The organism is Corallococcus sp. AS-1-12, assembly GCF_020036995.1.
GTDB lineage: Bacteria > Myxococcota > Myxococcia > Myxococcales > Myxococcaceae > Corallococcus.
In genome coordinates this window covers 406,203-427,528 of the sequence record NZ_JAIQDD010000005.1, presented here as the reverse complement: position 1 = coordinate 427,528, position 21,326 = coordinate 406,203, and the positions used below count along the sequence as shown (strand labels likewise).

At 68.8% G+C, this 21,326-nt stretch carries 17 protein-coding genes; 6 read left to right on the top strand and 11 right to left on the bottom strand.

Features of this window, described 5'->3' with window-relative positions:
• Positions 1-21 precede the first annotated feature (21 nt).
• Positions 22-2,529, bottom strand: coding sequence for a glycogen/starch/alpha-glucan phosphorylase (locus tag K8556_RS11400; RefSeq protein ID WP_223740059.1), 2,508 nt, complete (start codon positions 2,527-2,529; stop codon positions 22-24).
• 276 nt (positions 2,530-2,805) lie between these two features.
• Here K8556_RS11400 and K8556_RS11395 point away from each other — a divergent pair, with 276 nt between their 5' ends.
• A complete protein-coding gene (locus tag K8556_RS11395; RefSeq protein WP_223740058.1) occupies positions 2,806-3,393 on the top strand; it encodes a DUF2378 family protein in 588 nt (195 codons plus the stop codon).
• 71 nt (positions 3,394-3,464) lie between these two features.
• Here K8556_RS11395 and K8556_RS11390 read toward each other — a convergent pair whose 3' ends face one another.
• From K8556_RS11390 to K8556_RS11375, 4 genes are all read right to left on the bottom strand, one after another.
• Positions 3,465-4,655, bottom strand: a complete 1,191-nt coding sequence (locus K8556_RS11390) for a peptidoglycan DD-metalloendopeptidase family protein (RefSeq protein ID WP_223740057.1) — start codon at positions 4,653-4,655, stop codon at positions 3,465-3,467.
• A 94-nt stretch (positions 4,656-4,749) separates the two neighbouring features.
• Positions 4,750-6,243: a SpoVR family protein gene (locus K8556_RS11385; RefSeq protein ID WP_223740056.1), complete on the bottom strand. Its 1,494-nt coding sequence runs from the start codon at positions 6,241-6,243 to the stop codon at positions 4,750-4,752.
• 42 nt (positions 6,244-6,285) lie between these two features.
• Positions 6,286-7,395 carry a DUF444 family protein gene (locus K8556_RS11380; protein WP_120549429.1) on the bottom strand — a complete coding sequence of 370 codons (1,110 nt, stop codon included), beginning with the start codon at positions 7,393-7,395 and terminating at the stop codon, positions 6,286-6,288.
• A 35-nt stretch (positions 7,396-7,430) separates the two neighbouring features.
• Positions 7,431-9,494, bottom strand: coding sequence for a PrkA family serine protein kinase (locus K8556_RS11375; RefSeq protein WP_014399123.1), 2,064 nt, complete (start codon positions 9,492-9,494; stop codon positions 7,431-7,433).
• 572 nt (positions 9,495-10,066) lie between these two features.
• Here K8556_RS11375 and K8556_RS11370 point away from each other — a divergent pair.
• On the top strand, positions 10,067-11,656 hold the full coding sequence (locus K8556_RS11370) for a glycosyltransferase family 39 protein (RefSeq protein WP_223740055.1): 1,590 nt from the start codon (positions 10,067-10,069) through the stop codon (positions 11,654-11,656).
• Between the two features lie 30 nt (positions 11,657-11,686).
• On the opposite strand, the gene ruvX is transcribed toward K8556_RS11370, so the two are convergent.
• Positions 11,687-12,145 carry a Holliday junction resolvase RuvX gene (ruvX, locus tag K8556_RS11365; RefSeq protein ID WP_223740054.1) on the bottom strand — a complete coding sequence of 153 codons (459 nt, stop codon included), beginning with the start codon at positions 12,143-12,145 and terminating at the stop codon, positions 11,687-11,689.
• Between the two features lie 211 nt (positions 12,146-12,356).
• Between ruvX and K8556_RS11360 the strand changes: the two genes are divergently transcribed.
• Positions 12,357-13,883 carry a hypothetical protein gene (locus K8556_RS11360; protein ID WP_223740053.1) on the top strand — a complete coding sequence of 509 codons (1,527 nt, stop codon included), beginning with the start codon at positions 12,357-12,359 and terminating at the stop codon, positions 13,881-13,883.
• Between the two features lie 8 nt (positions 13,884-13,891).
• A complete protein-coding gene (locus tag K8556_RS11355) occupies positions 13,892-14,416 on the top strand; it encodes a tetratricopeptide repeat protein (RefSeq protein ID WP_206789669.1) in 525 nt (174 codons plus the stop codon).
• 145 nt (positions 14,417-14,561) lie between these two features.
• Here the strand turns inward: K8556_RS11355 and K8556_RS11350 are convergent, their stop codons facing one another.
• The 4 genes from K8556_RS11350 to K8556_RS11335 all read right to left on the bottom strand — a co-directional run bounded on the left by K8556_RS11350 (position 14,562) and on the right by K8556_RS11335 (position 19,221).
• Positions 14,562-15,758 (bottom strand): M48 family metalloprotease, encoded by a 1,197-nt coding sequence (locus K8556_RS11350; protein ID WP_223740052.1) that lies wholly within the window; start codon positions 15,756-15,758, stop codon positions 14,562-14,564.
• A gap of 15 nt (positions 15,759-15,773) precedes the next feature.
• Positions 15,774-16,943, bottom strand: coding sequence for a tetratricopeptide repeat protein (locus K8556_RS11345; RefSeq protein ID WP_223740051.1), 1,170 nt, complete (start codon positions 16,941-16,943; stop codon positions 15,774-15,776).
• A gap of 248 nt (positions 16,944-17,191) precedes the next feature.
• Entirely contained in the window at positions 17,192-18,304 is a 1,113-nt protein-coding gene (locus K8556_RS11340) for an ArsA family ATPase (protein WP_223740050.1), read from the bottom strand.
• On the bottom strand, positions 18,301-19,221 hold the full coding sequence (locus tag K8556_RS11335; RefSeq protein WP_223740049.1) for an ArsA family ATPase: 921 nt from the start codon (positions 19,219-19,221) through the stop codon (positions 18,301-18,303). The genes K8556_RS11340 and K8556_RS11335 overlap by 4 nt, the downstream gene beginning before the upstream one ends.
• Before the next feature lie 197 nt (positions 19,222-19,418).
• Between K8556_RS11335 and K8556_RS11330 the strand changes: the two genes are divergently transcribed.
• Positions 19,419-19,730 (top strand): hypothetical protein, encoded by a 312-nt coding sequence (locus K8556_RS11330; protein WP_223740048.1) that lies wholly within the window; start codon positions 19,419-19,421, stop codon positions 19,728-19,730.
• A gap of 23 nt (positions 19,731-19,753) precedes the next feature.
• Positions 19,754-20,560 carry a ParA family protein gene (locus K8556_RS11325; protein ID WP_223740047.1) on the top strand — a complete coding sequence of 269 codons (807 nt, stop codon included), beginning with the start codon at positions 19,754-19,756 and terminating at the stop codon, positions 20,558-20,560.
• A gap of 54 nt (positions 20,561-20,614) precedes the next feature.
• Here the strand turns inward: K8556_RS11325 and K8556_RS11320 are convergent, their stop codons facing one another.
• Positions 20,615-21,292: a polyhydroxyalkanoate synthesis regulator DNA-binding domain-containing protein gene (locus tag K8556_RS11320; RefSeq protein WP_223740046.1), complete on the bottom strand. Its 678-nt coding sequence runs from the start codon at positions 21,290-21,292 to the stop codon at positions 20,615-20,617.
• Positions 21,293-21,326: the final 34 nt, after the last annotated feature.

The window sequence follows — 21,326 nt, the reverse complement described above, 5'->3', positions numbered from 1 at the left end:
CCGCCAGTGCCGAGCGTCACGTCACTCCACGGTCGTCTGCTGCACCTTCCAGATCTCCTCCGCGTACTGCTTGATGGTGCGGTCGGAGGAGAAGATGCCCGCGCGGGCGACGTTGATGATGCACTTCTTCGTCCAGGACTCGGCGTCCTTGTAGGCGCGCGCCACGTCCTCCTGCTTCGCCGCGTAGGACGCGAAGTCCGCCAGCACCAGGTAGCGGTCCTCGTTGAGCAGGCTGTCCACCAGCGGCTGGAAGAGGTTGCGGTCCTCCGGCGAGAAGAAGCCGGAGCGGATGAGGTCCAGCGCCTCGCGCAGCTCCGTGTTGGACTCGTACACCTCGCGCGGCCGGTAGCCGGCCTTCTTGCGCGCGATGACCTCATCCGCCGTGAGCCCGAAGAGGAAGAAGTTCTCGTCGCCCACCGCGTCGCGGATCTCCACGTTGGCGCCGTCCAGCGTGCCCAGCGTCAGCGCGCCGTTGAGCATCAGCTTCATGTTGCCCGTGCCGGAGGCCTCCCAGCCCGCCGTCGAAATCTGCTCGGACACGTCCGCCGCGGGGATGATGCGCTCCGCCAGGCTCACCCGGTAGTTGGGCAGGAACACCACCTGCAACCCCGTGGCGCCCGCGTCGCTGTTGACCACCTCCGCGATGCCGTTGATGAGCCGGATGGTCAGCTTCGCCAGGTGGTAGCCCGGCGCCGCCTTCGCGCCGAAGAGGAACGCGCGCGGCGTGATGACGCTGGACGGGTCCCTGCGCGCCTTCATCCACAGCGCCACGATGTGGATGGCGTCCAGGAGCTGCCGCTTGTACTCGTGCAGGCGCTTGATCTGCACGTCGAAGATGGCGTCCGGGTTGAGCTGCACCCAGCGCAGGTCCCTCACGTGCTGGGCCAGCTCCTCCTTGTTGGCGCGCTTCACCTCGCGGAAGGCCTTGCGGAACTCCGGGTCCTCCGCGTGCGGCTCCAGCTTCTGGAGCAGGTCCAGGTCCGTGGTCCAGCCCTCGCCAATGCGGCTCGTAATCAGCTTGGACAGGCGCGGGTTGCACCACGCCAGCCACCGGCGCGGCGTCACGCCGTTGGTCTTGTTGTTGAAGCGCTCCGGGTACATCTGCGCGAAGTCCGGCAGCACGTCGCGGCGCAAGAGGTCCGTGTGCAGCGCGGCCACGCCGTTGATGCTGTGGCTGCCCACCACGGCCAGGTGGGCCATGCGGATCTTCTTCTCCGGGCCCTCCTCCACCAGGCTCATCCGCTGCTGCTTCTCCACGTCGAACGGGTAGCGGATCTGCACCTGGCGCATGAAGCGTTGGTTGATCTCGAAGATGATTTCCAGGTGGCGGGGCAGCAGCCGCTCGAACAGCGACACCGGCCAGCGCTCCATGGCCTCCGCCAGGAGCGTGTGGTTGGTGTAGCCGAACGTCTCCTGGGTGATGGACCAGGCCTCGTCCCAGAGCAGGCGCTTCTCGTCCACCAGCACGCGCATCAGCTCCGCCACGCCAATGGCCGGGTGCGTGTCATTGAGCTGGATGGCGCACTTCCTGGAGAAGTCCCGGAAGTCGTTGTGGTTCTTCAGGTAGCGCCGGACGATGTCCGCGATGGAGCACGCCACGAAGAAGTACTGCTGCTTGAGGCGCAGCTCCTTGCCGGCCTGGAACGCGTCGTTGGGGTAGAGGACCTTGGAGATGACCTCCGAGTCGTTCTTCTCCACCACGGAGCGCTCGTAGTCACCGGCGTTGAACAGCAGCAGGTCGAACTCCGCGCTCGCGCGCGCCTGCCACAGCCGCAGCGTGTTGACGGTGTTGTTGCCGTAGCCCGCGATGGGCGTGTCGTACGGCACGCCAATCACCGTCTTGCCGCCCACCCAGCGCGCCACCGGCCGGCCATCCGGACCCTGGTGGTGCTCCACGCGCCCGAAGAAGCGCACCGGCACCGCCTTCTCCGGCCGGACGATCTCCCACGGGTTGCCGAACTTCAGCCACTCGTCCGCGCGCTCCACCTGGTGTCCCTCCACCAGGTCCTGGGAGAAGATGCCGAACTCGTAGCGGATGCCGTAGCCCATGCCCGGGTAGCCCAGGGTGGCCAGCGAATCCAGGAAGCACGCCGCCAGCCGGCCCAGGCCGCCGTTGCCCAGGCCCGCGTCCGGCTCCATCTCCAGCAACTGGCCCAGGTCCACGCCGACTTCCTGCATGGCGGCGGCGGCGGCCTCGTACGTGTTGAGGTTGAGCAGGTTGTTGCCCAGCGCGCGGCCCAGCAGGTACTCCGCGGACAGGTAATAGGCGCGCTTGACGTCCTGCTCGTAGTAGGTGCGCGCCGTCTTCACCCAGCGGTCCGTGAGGCGGTCGCGCACGGCCAGCGACAGCGCCATGAAGCGGTCATGCGGGGTGGCCGTCTCCGGGTTCTTGCCGCGCGAATAGCGCACGTGTTCGAAGAAGCCGCGACGGACGCTGGCCGCGTCGAGCCCGGTGCGGCCGCTGTCTTCGGGGGTTCCCGAGGCGGAGGGCGGGGGCGAAGCGGGGCGCGCGGAGGCGGGAGGAGCCATAAGTCGGTCGTCTCGAGGGTCGCGAAGGGGTGGAGGCACTGCGCGAGCGCCCGCGCTTTTGACGCGGGACGCCCATGACGGAAGGCTACCGTGTCACGCCAGCCCAGGGCAGGGGAAACCCACGTCCCCCGCCCGGGGTCGGCCGCTTCCTCCGCCAGGGAGGGAAGGTGCCCGGGGACCCGCGTGACGCGGCGCGGCCCCAGGGTGCGCGATGGCGAGCACCTCCCCCGCGGGGGTGGGCCGGAAGCGAGCGGAAGTGGAGTACAAAGCTCGCGAATGTCCCGCCCCCTGGATGACCTGGAAGCGCGCATCGCCCTCACCCGGCCCGGGGACACCGTGCGGGGCTTGAGCTTCGCGGCGGTGCTGCGGCTCGCGCACCAGCGGTTGGGGCGTGACGCCGCGGAGCGCCTGCGCGCGCCGCTCATGCAGCGCAGCCCGGTGGACTTCTTCTCCTACCCGGCGGTGGACTTCCTGCGGCTGCTCGCCTTCGCGTCGGAGGCGCTCCAGCCGGAGTACGGCACACGTGACGCGGCCCTGCGGGCGTGCGGGGAGGCCATCGTCGGGACCTTCTTCGAGTCCACGGTGGGGCAGACGCTCCTGCGCCTCACCTCCAGCGGCGCCGACCCCAAGCGCCTCTACAGCAACGCGCCCGCGTCGTACTCCACCGCGGTGAGCTACGGGCAGCGCGAGTACCAGGCCCTGGGCGACAAGCGCGTGCGGCTCGTCTTCAAGGGGGACCTGCTGCCCGTGGAGGTCCACGAGGGCATCCTCGGCGGGCCCCTCCACGCGCTCCACCGCGAGGGCAGCGTGCGGGGCACCGAGCGGTGCCTGGGCGACTCCGAGTTCATCATCGAATGGACCTGAGACAAGCGACGGGCCCCGCTCCACCGTGAAGGGGAGGGGGCCCGGGGCTTTCGGCGCGAGGCGGCCTGGGGCTACTTCGTGGCGGTGGGCGCCGGGCCCGCCTTGCCGGCGACGGCGGCCACGGACACGGCGTCAAGCTGCTGGGCCATGTCCTGCGCCTTGGCGAGGAAGTCCGCCGTCAGCTCCTTGGGCAGCGGATCCGCGCGGGGGAACTTCTGGGTGAGCGGGTTGGCGTAGGCGCCGTTGCGCTTCAGGCCGAAGTGCAGGTGCGGGCCGGTGGAGCGGCCGGTGTTGCCGGAGTAGGCAATCACCTGCTTCTGCCGCACGCGCTGGCCGGCGCGCACGCCGTCACCGAAGCGCGACAGGTGCATGTACTGCGTCTCCATGCCGTTGGCGTGGCGCAGCACCACCATGTTGCCGGCCGCGCCCGCGTTGCCCGCGGACACGACGGTGCCGTCCGCCACGGCCCACACCGGGGTGCCAATGGGCGTGCCGTAGTCCACGCCGTTGTGGTTCTTCACGTACTGGAGCACCGGGTGGAAGCGCGACCCGAAGCTGCTGGTGACGTGCGCGTACTTCAGCGGGCTCTTGAGGAAGGTCTTCTTCGCGCTGGCGCCGTCCTCCTGGAAGAAGTTGGCCTCGCCGTTGGGCAGCACGTAGCGGAACACGCGCTTGTTGCCCACCAGCCCGCCCTCGTACGTGGCCGCCAGCACCTCGCCGTAGCGCAGCACGCGGCCCTTGGAGACGAACTTCTCCACCAGGGCCTTGGCCCGGTCGCCCTTGCGCACGTCGCGGTAGAAGTCGATGTCCCACGCGAACACGTCCGACAGCACCAGTCCGATGGACGGGTCCTCACCCGCCGCGAGCGTCGCCTCGTACAGGGACGAGCTGATCTCCAGCGACACCAGCGACACCTGCTTCTCCACCTCGATGGAGCGCTTGCTGCCGACGTACTTCTCCCCGTCGCGGCGCACCTGCCACTCGTCCACGGTGCTCTGGCGGTAGTCGAAGAAGTCCAGCTCGCCGTTCTTCATCACCAGGCGGAACTGGTCCCCCACGCGCGACTTGCGGAAGTCGAACACGCCCTCCAGCGCGGAGATGACCGCCGTCACCTGCTCGTCGGGCAGTTGCGCGTCATGCAGCGCGCCCGCCAGCGTCTGGCGCGGCTCGATGCGGCGGTTCTTGATTTCGAACTGGGTGGCGGCTTCGGACGTCGAAGCCACCCCGAGGGCGGCGAGGCAGAGGAGGGAAGCGGTCTTCATGGGGGGCGATACAGGAGTGTAGAGGACTGTTGGTCCTCCGCCCAAATCCTGACCGCACTTCCGCAGCCTGCCTGCCTGCTTGGGACTTCCGGCCTTACAGCTCCACTTTCTTTTCCGAGTGGTGCTGCCCGTCGTAGCGCAGCAGGGTGCCCTTGCCGTCGTAGCGGGTGATGATGTTCACCGGGCGCCGCCACAGGGACTGGAGGTTGCGCAGCGTCTCGCGCGCGTAGTCGCCCTTCAGGTCCTGCCCGTCGTGCTTGTGCGCGAGCAGCAGCTCCGAGCGGTTCTCGTAGTTGCCGTCCACCACCTCGATGATGGGCTGCCCGAAGTTGGTGAGCGACGTGAGCAGCTTGTTCTTCACCTTGCGGAACTCGCGGTCCAAGATTTCCCACGAGTTGCGCTTGTCGTTGAAGCCGTAGACGAAGAGCTTCTGCTGCTGGGCGAACTCGGCGGTGAGGAACGTGTCGATGAAGGTGATGTCGTTGTAGTGCTTGCGCACCTCGAAGATCTTCTCGCGCCCCGCGCCCAGCTTCTTGTCCCAGGCCTGGCGCGCGCGAAGGTCATCGCACTCGTCCCACTCCTTGCCGAACTTGCCCTTGTTCCACCGGTCTTCAATGTCCCGCCACAGCTCGATGCCCAGCTTGTACGGGTTGATGGCGCCGGGGCGCACGCCCATGGTGCCGGAGTGGTGGTCCGCGTAGTCGATGATCTCATCGTCCTTCAGCGCCCGGCGGGTCATGATGGTGGAGTGCCAGTAGCTGGCCCATCCCTCGTTCATGATCTTCGTCTGGCCCTGGGGCGCGAAGTAGTACGCCTCGTCGCGCAGGATGGAGAGGATGTCCACCTCCCACGGCTCCAGCGGCGCGTGCTCCAACAGGAAGTAGAGCACGTCGCGCTGCGGGCGCTCCGGGAAGCGCTTGCGCTGCTGCTTCTCGTCCTCCGCGCGCTTGCGCTGTGAGTCCATGAACTCGGAGGGGTTGATGAAGCCGCGCATGTACTCGCGGTTCACCTTGAAGCCCTCCACGCGCTCGTTGGACTTGGCTTCCTCCTCCGCGCGCTGCGGGTCCGGGTTGCGCCGGATGTGCGGCGCGTGCTGGTCGATGAGGTTCTCCAGCGACAGCGTCCGGTCGATGAAGTCCTCCACCTTCTCCACGCCAATCTTGTCCACCCACCGCCGGACGCGGGTGGCGTGGTTGGCCATGTCGTCAATCATCCGGCGGTTGGTGTGCCGGAAGGAGAAGTTGTTCTTGAAGAAGTCGCAGTGACCGTAGACGTGGGCCATCACCAGCTTCTGGTCCACCTCCGGGTTGCTCTCCATCAAGTAGGCGTAGCAGGGGTCGTTGTTGATGACGAGCTCGTAGATTTTCGAAAGCCCGTACTCGTACCCCTTCGCCAGTTGCTCGTACTCCATGCCCCAGCGCCAGTGGGGGTAGCGGGTGGGGAAGCCGCCGTAGGCGGCCACCATGTTCATCTCGTCGTAGGACACCATCTCGAAGACGGTGTCGAAGAAGTCCAGGCCGAACTCCTTGGCGTAGCCGTGGATTTCATCCCGCAGCGCTGCGAGTCGCGGTGTGAGGCTCTTGGGCATGGGGCGGTGGCTCCGGTGGGGGATGAGACAGAAGCGCTCGTGTCAGCGCCCCTTGCCGAGGAAGTCCTTGATGGAGGCGTAGATGGCGTCCTTGTCCGCGATCTCGCTCAGCGCGACGTTGTTGGTGTCACCCACGGCCTCGCGCAGGTCCTTGATGAACTGCCCGCTGCCGTAGGGGGACTCCACCTGCCCGTAGGCGAACTGGTTCACCTGCGGGAGGATGTCGTTGCGGAGCATTTCAATGCACTGGCGCGTGTCGTCCGCGCTCCAGTTGTCCCCGTCGCTGAAGTGGAACGGGTAGATGTTCCACGCGCTCTTCGGGTAGTCCGCCTGGATGATGTCCCGGCACAGCTTGTATGCGCTGGAGATCATCGTCCCGCCGGACTCGCGGGTGTGGAAGAACGTGTCGCGGTCCACTTCGCGGGCCACCGCGTCGTGGATGATGTAGCGCGACTCCAGCCCCTTGTACTGGTGCTTGAGCCACGTATCGAGCCAGAAGCTCTCGATGCGGACGATCTCCTTCTGCTCGTCCCCCATCGAGCCGGACACGTCCATCATGTAGATGATGACCGCGTTCGTCTCTGGCAGCTCCTGCAGCTTGTAGCTGCGGTAGCGCCGGTCCTCGCGCGTGGGGATGATGACCGGCATCTTCGGGTCGTAGGTGCCGGTGGCGATTTGACGCTTCAGGGCCTGCTTGAAGGTGCGCTTGAAGTGGCGCAGGGACTCCGGGCCCGTGGTGTTCACGCCCGTGTACTTCACCTTCTGCGTGACGATGCGCTCGTTCTGCCGCCGCTCAATCCGCGGCAGTTGGAGCTCCTCGCCAAGAATCTGCGCCAGCTCCTCCAGCGTGACGTCCACCTCCAGGGCGTGGTCGCCTTCGCCCTGGCCGGCCTGGTGCCCGTCCCCGGGCTCCACCGCCCCGGGGCCGAGCTGCTGGCCGACGTCACCGTCACCCTGTCCAACGCCGCCCTGCTCCTTGTGGCCGTACTTGAAGCGCGGGATGTCGATGAAGGGGATGGGGATGCTGATGGCATCCTTGCCCTTCTTGCCCAGCATCTCGCCCTTCTGCACGTACTTGCGCAGGTTGGCTTTGATCTTCCCGCGGACGATCTGTTTGAAGCGGGAGTGGTCCTGGTGGATCTTCAAGGTCACGGTGTCACGTCCCTCTTGGGCAAAGTCGCTAGGCGTTACTCCTTGGCGTCACCGCGGGCGAAGATGCTGGCCACGAAGTTCAGCACGTCCGTGGAGCAGATCTCGCAGTACCCGTAGTTCTTCATCATCCGGTCCTTCACCAGGTCGATCTTCTCCTGGGTCTCCTTGTCCACGACGGACGACACCAGGTTCTTGAGCTTGATGCTGTCCTTCTGGTCCTCGAACAGCTTCAGCTCCAGCGCCTTGTGCAGCCGCTCGTTGGTCCGGTAGTTGAAGGTCTTGCCCTCCACGGCGAGCGCGCCGATGTAGTTCATGATCTCCCCGCGGAAGTCGTCCTTGCGGCTCTCCGGGATGTCGATCTTCTCTTCAATCGACCGCATCAAGCGCTCGTCCGGCACCTCGTAGATGCCGGTGTACTTGTTGCGGACCTTCTCCTTCTGGGTGAAGGCCTTGATGTTGTCGATGTAGTTGCCGCACAGCTTGCCGATGGCGTCCTCGTCGGCGCTGATGGCGCGCTGGACCTCGTTCTTGACGATGTCCTCGTACTCCTGCTTCACCGTGGTGAGCAGCTCCTTCATCCGCTTGCGCGCGTCCTCGGTGTTGATGAGGGAGTGCGTCTTCAAGCCGGCTTCCAGCTCGTTGAGCACCATGAAGGGGTTGATGCAGCCCTCGCCCTTGTCGCTCACCAGGGCGTTGCTGATTTTGTCCTGGATGTAGCGGGCGCTGATGCCCTCCAGGCCCTCGCGCACGGACTCCTTGCGCAGCTCCTTGATGTTGTCCTCGGTGAAGTTGGGGAGCGTCTTGCCGTTGTAGAGCTTGAGCTTCTGCAGGAGCGACAGGTTGTGCTTCTTGGGCTCCTCCAGGCGCGTGAGGACGGCCCACATGGCGGCCATCTCCAGCGTGTGCGGGGCGATGTGCTTGCCCTTGATGGCGCGGGAGTTGAAGTCCTTCTCGTAGATCTTCACCTCCTCCGCGAGCTTGGTGATGTACGGGATGTCGATCTTCACCGTACGGTCGCGCAAGGCCTCCATGAACTCGTTGTTCTCGAGCTTCTTGTACTCGGGCTCGTTGGTGTGCCCGATGATGACCTCGTCGATGTCCGTCTGCGGGAACTTCTTCGGCTTGATCTTGTGCTCCTGCGACGCGCCGAGCAGGTCGTAGAGGAACGCGACGTCCAGCTTGAGCACTTCCACGAATTCAATGACGCCGCGGTTGGCGATGTTGAACTCGCCGTCGAAGTTGAAGGCGCGCGGGTCGGAGTCCGAGCCGTACTCGGCGATCTTCCGGTAGTTGATGTCGCCGGTGAGCTCGGTGGAGTCCTGGTTCTTCTCGTCCTTGGGCTGGAACGTGCCAATGCCGACGCGGTCCTTCTCGCTGAAGATGAGCCGGTTGACGTGCACGTGGCCCATGACCTTGGCGAAGTCACCGCCGTACTGGGTCATCAGCTCCTTGAAGACGAAGCGGCACGCGGGGCACAGCTCGCAGCCGTTGGGGATGGTGTAGCCGGACTCCGGCGGGGACAGCTCGGAGAAGACCTTGTCGCGCCACTCCCGCGGGATGAGGTTGAGCGGCTCCTCGTTCATCGGGCACTTCATCTTCTCCTTCGTCACCGTGCCGTCAGGCTGCTTCTTGTCGGTGAGCCAGGAGAAGGTGTAGGCGGCGCCCTCCGGCGTCTTGGAGTACTCCTCCATGCCCTTCTTGAGCAGGCGGGCGATGGTGGACTTGGACGAACCCACGGGCCCGTGCAGGAGGATGACGCGCTTCTCCGTGCCGTAGCCCTGGGCGGCGGACTTGAAGACGTTCACCAGCTTCATCAGCGGCACGTCCAGGCCGAAGATGGCGTCCCGGCCGCCGAAGCGCTCGTCACTGAAGAAGTGGTAGCGGGTGAGCTTCTTCTTGTTGTCGATGTACTCCGACTTCCCGTGGCTGAGGATCATGTCGTAGATCCTCTGGAAGGCGGTGCGGGTGACCTTGGGGTTCTTGCGGACGATTTCGAGGTAGTCCTCGAAAGAGCCCTCCCAGTTGAGTTCCGCGTAGGTCTTCACATCCTGGAACGCGGCGATTCTGGAGACCCACGAGCCCTTCTCAGCGTCCTTCATGTCTCTCCCTCGTAGCCTCACAGGAGGACGCGAAAACTCGCGTGCTTCCGGGGGGCCAACATGGTGAACCTGGAGGGCTGGAAGGCCATTCCACACCCACTCCGAAGAGGTCCCAGGCGACGACAATCGCGATGCTTCAGCCCCTTCGGGACCCCGCCGCGGAGTGGGACCGCGCGTTCGGCTCGTGTCGGAGGGGAGCCGCCCTCCTCCACGGGGTGAAAAGGCACTTCGATTATAAGGACCGGGACGCGCGCTGGGAGGAGCCCCCCCGGTGCGATGTGTCCGGTCCCACCTCACCCAAGCGCGTACTTCCCGACGCTTGGGCTTCCGCTGGAGGACATCCCGTCCGGGCAGGCCCTCCCTGTGGGGCGGCGTCCGTGTCCACTCCACATGTCGGCGTGGCGGCCGGCGCACCGGTTCCGTCCCGCCCAGAAGGGTGCGTAACGGCGCGAATCCCACGCTGCCCGGGGAAGTGATTCCGGAGGAGACACAGGGCAGGCGGGCGGGCACCGGGCAGGTGGAAGGGACGCTGGCTTGGATTTGAGCCCTGCCTGCGTATCCTCGCGCCCTCCATGGTTCCCGCTTCGAGTCCCGCCGCCCTCGCTTCCCCCCCCTCCGCCGTGCCCGGTCTGACCGCGGTGCCCGCACCCCGGCCCGAGCCGTCCACCCGGTGGTTGGTGGGACTGCTGCTCCTGGCGGCGCTGCTCCCCCGGTTGGGGGTGTTCTTCATCAACGAGAACCTCTTCGGGGACGCGGTGGTGCGCACGGAGCTGGCGGAGCGCTGGCTGGCCGCCCCCCACGTCATCACGTCCTACAAGGACGGCACGTACCAGTTCGGGCCCCTGCACCTGTACCTGGTGGGCGCGGTGCTGTCGGTGTTCGAGCGGGACGTGGCGGGCCGCCTGGTGAGCCTGCTGTTCGGGGTGGCGTCCGTGGTGCCGCTGTTCGCGCTGACGCGGCGGCTGTTCGGCTGGCGCGCGGGCGTGGCCGCGGGGCTGGCCTTCAGCGCGTGGGGCATGCACCTGCAGTTCTCCACCACCGCGGGCAGCGAGGCGGTGTCCCTCTTCTTCATGCTGGCGGTGTTCGCGCTGGTGGCGGAAGGGGTGGAGGAGAACCGCTTCCAGCCGCTGTTCTGGGGCGCGGTGCTGCTCAACTTCGCGTGCGCGCTCCGCTACGACGCGTGGATGTACATCCCGCTCATCACGGTGGCGCTGGTGTTCAGCAGCGAGGACCGGGTGGCGTCCCTGACGCGCGCGGTGGGCTTTGGCCTGGTGTGCCTGCCGTTCCCGCTGTTGTGGATGCAGGGCAATGAGCTGGCGCACGGCGACCCGTTCTTCCCCATCAAGGCGGTGGAGGACTTCCACAAGCAGTGGGTGGCCGACTCCGGTGGCGCGGGCGGCGCGCTGGGCTGGCGGCTGCAGCAACTGGGGTTCTGGCCCGCGGTGGCGCTCTTCACGCTGACGCCCGGCGTGGCGCTGCTGGGCGGGGTGGGCATGGTGCGCGCGTGGAAGAAGCACCCGGAGACGCGCTGGCTGGTGGTGATGGCGGTGCTGCCCGCGCTGTACTTCACCCTGCGCGCAGCGGTGCTCCTGAACTTCGTGCCCCTGGCGCGCTTCACGGTGACGCAGTTGGTGCTCCTGCCGGTGTTCATGGCGCCGGGCCTGGCGGCGCTGGTGGGCAACAAGGGCGCCTTCGCGCGCCGCGCGGTGGTGGGCGTGAGCGCGGTGCTGGCGGTGGTGATGCCGGTGGCGCTGGGCATCTACACGTTCCGCACCGAGGGCGGGCTGCATGACTCCCTGCGCCCGGTGAGCCCCACGTCCACGAACCCCGTGGCGGTGATGCAGGTGGCGCGCTACCTCAAGGAGGAGGTGGCGGCGAAGGGCGGCGCGGCGGCCATCGACGATGATCCGAGCTACATGGACCTGCAGGTGGCCTTCTTCTCCACGCTGCCGGAGATGCGCATGGCGCGCGTGCGCTGGGACACCTTCCGCCAGCGCATGGCGGACGCGCGGCCGGAGGTGCTGGTGCGCTTCGACGGCGGCAAGCTGGTGAAGGACCCCGGCGTGAAGCTGGACGGGCGCACGCTGACGCTCGACGGCGTGGCGTACCAGGAGCAGGACGGCTTCTCCGCGCCGCTGCACGTGTACCGGCGCCAGCCGTAGCCCGCCGTCAGGGACTCCCGGAGGCGCTGCTCAGCCCTCCGGGTCGTAGTCGTCGTCGTCGTAGCCGTCCTCGTCCTTGGGGCGGTGCGCGTCCAGCCAGCCCTGCAGGATGAACTGCGCGGCGAGCTGGTCGATGACCTCCCGCCGCTTCTCCCGGCGCACGTCCGCCTCCAGCAGGGTGCGCTGGGCGGCCACGGTGGACAGCCGCTCGTCCCACAGCTCCACGGGCAGTCCCAGGGCGCTCTCCAGCACCTGCGCGAACTTGCGCGAGGCCTCCGCGCGGGGCCCCTCCGTGCCGTTCATGTTGAGGGGCAGCCCCAGGACGAAGCGCGTCACCTCGTGCTCCTTCACCAGCCGGGACAGCTCCGCCAGGTCCCCCTTGAGCGACGTGCGCCGCACGGTGGTGACCGCCTGGGCGGTGAGCCCCAGTCCATCCGAGACGGCCACCCCGATGGTCTTGGTGCCGTAGTCGAGCCCGAAGGTGCGCATGGGCGCGGGACTCTAACCGCAATCCTCCGCCGCGGACCGACCCGTCCGTGGGTGGGGACGCGGCGGGAGGACCCCTCGGGCCAACCCCGCGTTTCGACTCGCCCCGCGCGCGGCCGTGCCCGGCACCGCCGCTGCAATGCCTGCCCGCGTCCGAAGAGACGGCGCGCGGCACCCGGCAGCACCCACTTCAACCCGTCGCGCGGGAGTATCGATGCTCGACATCCTGAAAGGCGTGGCGAACCTGCTGGGCGGCCCCATGGCCGCCGTGACCGACCTGGCGGGGGACGCCCTGGGGCTTCCCCCCGTCCTCACGAACTCCATCAAGACGGCCGCGGGGGTGATGAGCGGCAACGTGATGATGGCGGCCAGCGGCGCGCTGGGCGTGGCGGACGAGCTGAAGAAGAACCCGTCCGCGAAGACGGAGTACCGCGCGCCCCAGGACGCGGCGAAGGCGGGCGCGGGCTACGCGAGCGCCGCTTCGCAGGCGGGAGGCACCTCCGGGAGCCGCAGCCCGCTGGACCCCAAGCTGCTGGACTACGCGGACTCGCTGCGCACGCTGGAGGCGAACTTCGGCTACCTGGACTTGCTGGACGGCAAGAAGGACGGCTCGCTGTCGCGCGCGGACCTCCAGCGCATCTCGCAGGACACGAACGTGTCGCCGTCGCTCCGGGACGCGGCGAGGTTCCTCGTCGACAACCGGGCCTTCTTCGAACAGGTGGACACGGCGCAGAAGAGCCTCCTGATGCTGAAGGTGCCGGGCCTGAACGATGACCGCATCGAGCTGATGGGCCTCCAGCAGGAGTCCAGGCGGCTGGCCGCGGAGTTCGCGAAGTACGGGCGCCCGGAGCGGCCGGGCCGTCCGGCGCCTTCGCCCTCGGACTGCGCGCCCCCGCCCTCGGACTGCGCGCCGCCCAGGACCGGCGGGGGGGCCGGGCCGGGGCCGGGGAGCGGGGCGGGGCGCCCGGGCACCGGCGGCACGGGGCGGCCGGGCAGCGGCACGGGGAGCACGGACGGAGGCGTGCCGGGCCGTCCGGGCCATGGCGGAGGAGGCACCGGGGGCGCGGGGCGGCCGGGGGGCAGCGGGGGCTCGGGGGCGGTGGATCCGGACCTCCAGGAGTACGCCGACGCGCTCCAGGTGCTGGACGAGAACTGGGACACCTTCGACACGGCGAAGGGGACGAAGGACGGCAAGCTGACGATGGCGGACCTGGAGGCGGTGCTGGACAGCCCGGCGGCGTCCTCCACGCTCAAGCGCGCCGCGCAGTTCTTCACGGACCACCCGGAGTACTGGCACCGCCTGGAGATGGCGGCGGGCGGCGGCCGGGACGGCGTCACCAGTTGGCAGGACCTGGACGCGGAGCTGGGCTCGGTGGCGAAGCCGGCCGGCGGCGGCCGGAGCACGGGCGGCTCGCGGGCGCGCGACATCGTGGACAACCCGAACATGAGCATCGAGCAGAAGGTGCAGGCCCTGCTCATGGGCATCACCCAGGACACGGACGAGGAGCTGCTGGACGTGATGAACGAGATGGCCAGCGCCCGCGAGGAGCGCGCCGCGTTGGGCACCAGCCCGTCGGACAAGGCGCGCGGCGCGAAGCTGGACACGAGCATGCAGGAGCTGGAGCTGCGGCTTCAGACGCTGATGGAGAAGCGCAAGGCGATGTTCGACCTGATGAGCAACATGTCTTCGAAGTTCAACGAGATGGCGAAGACGGCCATCTCCAACCTGCGCAGCGCGTGAGGGCCGCCATGGGACGCATCATCAAGCACGAAGGCGGCGAGGGACGGACGATGGAGACCGGGACGGCGCGCAGGCTGAAGGCGTTCGCGCGGGGGGAGACGACCTGGGCGGAGGTGGAGGGGATGACCTTCGAGGAGGCGAAGGCCATCGCGCAGGTGGGCTGCGACCTGGCGGCGGCGGGCCGGCTGGAGGAGGCGCGCATCCTCTTCGAGGGGCTCGTGGAGGGGAACCCGAAGGACTCCGCGGCGCACGCGGCGCTGGGCACCGTGTACCAGAAGCTCGGGAGGGTGGAGGACGCGCTCACCGAGTACACGCACGCGCTGACTGGAGACCCGCGCAACCCCGTGGCGCTGACGGGCCGGGGCGAGCTGCACCTGCGCCGGGGCGAGCGGCAGGGCTTCACGGACATCGCCAACGCGGTGGAGGTCGACCCGCATGGCGAGACGTCCGCGGGACGCCGCGCGAAGGCCCTGGTGAAGGCCATCACCCTGGTGGCGGTGGAGAAGCTGAAGGAGGGCGCTCCGCCGACGTGAGGCGCTGAACGCGGAGACGTTTCAAGACGGATGTGCCACCGGACAGTTGGGGAGCGGTCCGGGGGCGGCCGGCCGGAGGGTGGGCCTGGATGGCGAGGGGGAGTGGAGTGGAGGCCCATCCACCGGCGGCTTCTTGAAGGCGGCGTCAGGGCGCGTCGAGCGCGGCGAGCCGTTCCCCGATGGGGGGATGGCTCATGCCCTTGAGCACGACCCAGCGGGGCGGCTCGGGGTCCATCTTGTTCACCCGGGCGGCCTTCACCAGCATGCGGCGGAAGGCGCCGGGGTCGCCGGTGAGGTTCAGGCCGTAGCGGTCCGCCTCGCGCTCGCGCTCGCGGGAGAGCGCGCCGGACGCGGGGGCCGCGAGCGTGATGAGCAGGAACACCACCAGCGAGACCAGCGGCAGGGTGCGGATGTCGCCCGCGCGCTGGACGCCCCACCAGCCCCGGCGGGCGGACAGGCGCAGCAGTTGGTCGATGAGGAAGAGCAGCGCCAGCACCGCGAGCGAGGAGACGATGCGGCCGGGCCAGCGGGGCTCGTTCACGTGGCCCGCCTCGTGCGCCACCGCGGCCAGGATTTCGTCCTCCGCGAGCTCACCCAGGATGACGTCGTTGAGGACGATGGTGCGCGTGGGGCCCTGGCCGGCGAAGTACGCCTGGATGCGCTTGGACTTCACGGACGTCTTCTCCACCACCACGTCGGAGAAGGTGATGTCCGCCTTGCGCATGAGCCCGGTGATGCGCGAGCGCAGCGGCCCTTCCTGCAAGGGCGTCTGGTCGTAGTAGAGGCGGGCGCGGTACGGGTCCAGGGCGGAGGACACCAGCATCAGCAGGGCCACGGGCACGCCCAGCACCAGCCACCACCGGCGCACGCGGCGGGCCAGGCCATACAGCCCGACCACGAGCGCCGTCAGGGCGATGGCGCCCACGAGGGTGCCCTTGAACCACATCCACGCGAAGGTCGCGGGCGTGTCGTTGGACAGGCCGTGCCGGTGCTCCAGCACGTAGAAGAAGTACACGTTCGCGGGGGCGTAGAGCAGTTGGGTGGCCAGGTCGATGAAGAGCGCGAAGAGCAGCGCGGCCCCCCAGCCGGGCTCGCCCCACAGCCGGTCCATGGCGCTGAAGAAGGCGCGGCTCACCGGGGCCCTGCGCAGCCTTCCGCCCCACCTGCTCTCCAGCGCCGCCGCCGCGGCCGTCGCCCCCCGGTACACGGGCCGCACGAGCACGGCCAGGATGAGCGCCGACAGGGCCAGCCGCACCAGCGGGTCTACCGCTGCCCGGATGTAATAGGGCTGGTGGTAGGCGTGGATGTCCGCGAGCTGCTCCGGGGTGAAGAGCGGTTCCATGGCCGGCGGGGGACGCTAGCGGCGCTTCGCGCCCGCGTTGGAGGCGGGCATGGGCACGGAGACCTCGTCCGAGTCCGTATCGGCGGAGTCCGCGTCCGCGAGCAGGAGCGTCTTCACCTTCTCCAGGCTCTGGCGGGTGCGGTCCACGAAGGTGTTCTGGGAACCGATGCGCTCGGCGGCCTCCAGCGTGCGTTCGTAGATGTTGATGGACTTGGTGAGCAGCACGCGGATCTTCTTGCGCAGCTCCTGGCGGTAGACCTCCGCCTCCTCGGCGTTGAGCTCCGGGGGCGTGGGCGAGTTCACCATGTGCTCGTAGAGGTTTTCGTACAGGGCGCCAATCTGCGCGCCCGCGGCGGTGGCCCAGTAGCCGTTGCCCACGCGGATGGAGCGCAGGTAGTGGCCCTGCGCGGACAACAGCAGCTCCGCCTTGTAGTTGAGGTCCTGCGCCAGCCCGTCGCTGCCCCGGCTGGCCTCCAGCTTCACCGCTTCGTAGTGCAGCCGGTAGATTTCGCCGACGAAGAAGTGCGCCTGGGCGGGGAAGTAGTCCTCCACCTCCGCCTTGTCCGGCAGGGCGTCATACGCGGCCAGCGCCTTGCGCAGCGTGCCTTCCGCGTCGTCGGTGCGGCCGGCCTCCACCTGGCAGATGCCTTGCTGCACCTGGGCCTCGATGCGGCGGCCCGCGGGCAGGTCCTCGCGCGAGGCCAGCGTCGTCAGGAGCTTCACCGCCTCCTCGTAGCGCTCCAGGTGGTAGAGCGTCTCCGCCACGCGGAAGGACGCGTCCAGCGCGTCGCCCTGGCCCTTCTGGGGCTCCGCCAGCTCGGAGAAGCGCCCGTAGGCGTCGTCCCACTCCTTGAGGCGCTGGTGCGCGAGGCCCGCGTTGTAGAGGGCCTGCCGGCGGTGCGGGCTGTTGGGGTGGAAGTCCGCGAGCCGGCCGAAGTAGCGCGCCGCCTGCTTGAAGTCGTTGGCGGCGAAGGCGGAGGTGCCGCCCGCGAAGAGCTCCTCGTCGTTGAGCTTGTCCAGCTCCAGGTCCGCCGTCACCGTGACGGGGTCGAACTCCACGACCTGCTTGTTCGCCGTGGCGTCCGGCTTCGCCGCCGCGCCCGTGGTGCGGCAGCCCGTGAGCGTCAGCCCCAGGCCCAACACGCCCGCCCACAGCCACCGCCGGGCGACTCCGGTTGCCTCCATCCGCTTCCTGCCGTGCATGCAGCTCGCTCCCATCCGGTGCGCCCACGTCACCCGGTACGGCCCCGGACATCGACACCCCGGAGACCCGCCAGGTTCCCGGAAGTGCTCCTCCGCGGTGCTCCCGGACTCCGCCAGTCTAATGCGGGCGGGCCGCCGGCGCCCTGCCACCCGGCATGAACGCCCCCGTGCGCCGGAAATGCCCGACGGCTCCACGGCGGGGGCGCGTCACGCGGGGTGGGGGAGGGCGCTCAGGCGAGGACGTCGTCGCCCAGGAGGTAGCGGCCGGTGCCCCACAGCGCGGTGAGGTCGTGCACGTCCAGCCCGAAGCGCGGCACCTGGATGAGGGGCGTGCCCGGACAGGCCTCGCGCAGTTGCGCCATGCCCTCCAGGTCCTGCTGCGCCAGCACCTGGAGCTCGCGCAGCGTCTCCTCCACCTTCGCGCGCCGGGTGGGCGTCAGCGTGGCCGCGTCCGTCCACTGCGCCTGGGTGGGCAGCGGGTGCACGCGGTTCACCACGATGGCCGTCATCTCCATGCGGTTCTGCTTGAGCAGCTTGTGGAAGTGGATGGCCTCGTCCAGCCGCTCCGGGTTGGGGCTCGTCACCAGCACGAAGCCCGTCGTCTTGTCCTCCAGCAGCTCGCGCACGCCGCGGGCGCGCTCGCGGAAGCCCTCGTTCATGGAGGAGAGCGTCAGCATGAAGGAGGACAGCTCCTGGAGCATCTCCGTGCCGGTGAAGCGCGCCAGCGCGCGCGTCACGTAGCTGCCGCCCAGGTTGAAGAGGGACAGGCCCACCTTGCCCGCCTTCAGCGCGGGCGTGAGCAGCCACTTGGCCGCTTCGTTGTCCAGGAAGTCCAGCACCCGGTTGGGCGCGTCCAGGAAGTCCAGCGCGTGCGCGGTGGGCGGCGTGTCCAGCACCACCAGCTCGTAGTCCGTGCTGCGGCGCAGGTCCCAGACCTTCTCCATGGCGATGTATTCCTGGCTGCCCGCCAGGGCCGTGGAGAGGGACTGGTAGAAGCGGTTGGCGAAGATGCGCTCGCGCTGCTCCGGCGGGGCCACGCGGGTGATGAGGTCGTCCCAGGTGGCCTTCATGTCCAGCATCATCGCGTGCAGGGCCGCCCGGGGCTTCACGCCCAGGTTCTCCAGCACGGAGGCGGGCACCTCCGCCTCCTCGTTGCCCAGGCCGGACAGGCCCAGGGAGTTGGCCAGGCGCTTCGCCGGGTCGATGGTGCACACGATGCTGGGCCGGCCATCCACCGCCGCGCGCAGCGCGAGCGTCGCCGCCACCGTCGTCTTGCCCACGCCGCCGGAGCCCACGCAGATGAGCACGCGCTTGTTCGCGAGCGCCGCTTGCAGCGCCGTCATGCTCCCGTGCCTCCCGTCACCATCGCGTTCAGGTGCCCCATCACCGTCTCCACCGCGTCCCGTCCGAAGCGCGGCACGAACAACCTGGGCACCGTGTACACCGGCGCGTGGAGGTTGCGCTCCAGCTTCGTGCCCGCGAGCACCGCCTGCGAGGCGCGGTCGTGGTGCGCCTGCGCCACGCGCATGAGCTCCGGGTGGCCCGCGAGCGCCTCCAGGTCGGCCTCCGTGAAGCGCTCGGGGAAGGCCTGGTTGAGCACCGCCGCGTGCGTGCGGATGTGCACCCGGTCCCGCAGCGCGCCGTGCAGCTCCAGCGCCTCGTTCACCGGCATCTCCTCCGGCAGCGCCACCAGCACCGCGGCGGTGACGGCGGGGTCCACCAGCAGGTCGCGCATCTTCATCGCCTCGCGCGTCATGGGGCCCGGCGGCACCGTCTGCAGCAGCACCTGCGGCACGCTCAGGAAGGAGATGGCGTGGCCGGTGGCGGGCGCGTCCAGCACCAGCGTGTCGTACTTCCAGCGGCCGTCCGGCAGCTTCTCCTGGAGGTGGAACATGATCTTGCCCAGCAGCACCAGCTCCTGGAGCGAGGGGATGAAGCGCAGGAAGTAGCGCACCAGCCGGTTCTCGAAGACCGTCTTGTAGAGGGTCTCGAAGCGCAGGACCATCAGGCCGTACTCGCGCATGGCCTCCTGGGGGCGCACGTTCACCGCCCAGAGGTTCTCTTCCAGGAGCTTCACCTCCGGGCCCGCTTCGGGCAGCTCCAGGATGCGGCTGACGCGCTCCTGGGTGTTCACTTCACACACCAGGGTGCGCCGGCCAGCGCGCACCGAGGCCAGGGCCAGGGCGGCGGCGACGGTCGTCTTCCCCACGCCCCCCTTGCCAGAGACGATCCACAGGCGTTTGTCGAGCAGTCCGGCCATAAGAGGGCGCGCGAACCGTAGGGATGGGTTCCCGGAGAGTCAACGAGAGTCCACGAGCGGAAACCCCCATTGTTGCCCTGCTTGACACGTCGCGTTGGCCCCTCCCAGAGTGCGGCGTCCTCTTCCTGACGTCCCGCCTGTCCCGAAGGCCATGTCGCCTGTCTCGCGGTGGGCCGGACCTGAACGGTTCCAAGACCATGCTCAAGAACAACCCGGTGATGAAGAAGCTCGTGGAGACGGGCGAGGAGCGCGTGGGCAAGCTCGCGCAGCAGTTGCTCTCCAACGAGAAGTTCGTGGCGGCGGTGCAGACGCTGGTGTCCCGCTCGCTGGCGGCGAAGGGGACGCTGGACACGGCGCTGCGCACGGCGCTGTCCGCCATGAACCTGCCGTCCACGGCGGACCTGGAGCAACTGCGCTCGAAGGTGGACGACCTGGAGAAGCTGCTCGCGTCCGTCGAGGGCAAGGTGGACACGCTGGTGTCGAACACGTCCTCGAAGAAGAAGGGGTAGGGCGCGGCACGCCCTCAATGGCCATGCGGCGCATCGCGTTCATCAACGAGAAGGGCGGCACCTGCAAGACGACGCTCGCGGTGAACACCGCCGCGTGGCTCGCGCTGGAGCAGCGCCGCCGCGTGCTGCTGGTGGACCTGGACACGCAGGGCCACGCGGGCAAGTCACTGGGCGTGGACGTGCGCACGCTGCCGCGCAACGTCTTCCACCTGCTCACCGACGCGCAGGTGTCCCTGTCTTCCGTGGTGCGACAGACGGGCGTGAGCGGGCTGGACGTGGTGCCCGCGTACAAGGAGATGGCGGACTTCCCGGTGGTGGTGGCGCAGGACCCGCGGCGCGCGCACCGGCTGGCGGACCGCATGCGGGAGGCGCAAGACGCGGGCTACGACGTGGTGCTCTTCGACGCGCCTCCGTCCATGGGGCTCACCACGCGCAACATCCTGGTGGCGGCCACGGAGGTGGTGGTGCCGGTGGCGCTGACGTACCTGGCGCTGGACGGGTGCGCGGAGCTGGCGGAGACGGTGCGCCAGGTGGGCGAGGCGGAGGGGCGCGCGGACCTGCGCGTCACCAAGGTGGTGCCCACGCTGTACCGCAAGACGGCGCTGGCCACGGCCATCCTGGAGCGCCTGGGGGCGTACTTCCCGGACGCGCTCGCCGCCACGCCGCTGGGCTACAGCGTCAAGGTGGACGAGGCGCAGAGCCACGGGAAGACCATCTGGGAGTACGCGCCCCAGAGCCCCGGGGCGCGGATGCTCGCGGCCATCGCGGCGGAGATCCACGGCGGGGCGCCTCCGGCGAAGCGGAAGCGGGCCCGGCCGAAGGTGGCCTGAGGCGCCTTGCGCCCGCTTCCCCGCGGGCGCCACGGCGTCCAGGCCTGGGGTGCTTCAGGACGCGCTCGCGTCCTTCTTGTCGCCCTTCTCCACGGCGTCGAGCTTCTTCTCCAGCTCCTCCAGCCGCTGCGTGAGCGCCTGCATGTCGCGGCCCAGGGCGGGGAGGTTGCCGGTGAGGTTCTCCACCACCTGCTTCACGCGCTCGTCGATGCGGCGCTGGAAGTCCTCGAAGGCGCGCTGGCTGGCCTTGAGCAGCTCCGCCGGGTTGAGGCTCGCGGCGTTGCCTTCGGCCTGGGGCGCGGCGGGCGCGGCGGCGGGGGCCTCCGGAGCGGCCTCCTGCGGGCTGCCGTCCTCGCGGCGCAGCAGCTTGTCCAGCCGCTGCTCGGCCTCCTCGCGGATGGAGGCCACGCGCGGCGAGACCTCCTTCTGGATGAACCCGGAGATGGACTCGCCGGGGTGGCGGATGATCTCCCGCAGCACCGACAGCGGCATCTGGTTCTTCTTCTTCTCCTCCTCGAAGATGATCTGCGCGAGGGTGACGGAGGTCAGGTCCTCCTTCGTGCGGTTGTCGACAATCCGCACCTCGGTGCCCTCCTTGATCATCGCGGCGATCTCATCGAGCGTGACGTACCGGCTCTCCACGGTGTCGTAGAGCTTCCGGTTCGTGTAGCGCTTGATGATCTTCGGCTCCTTGGTGGTGCTGGGAGCGTTTGCTTGCTCGGCCTCGCTCATGTCTGTCGTCTCCGACCCCGGCTGCGCCTTGGCA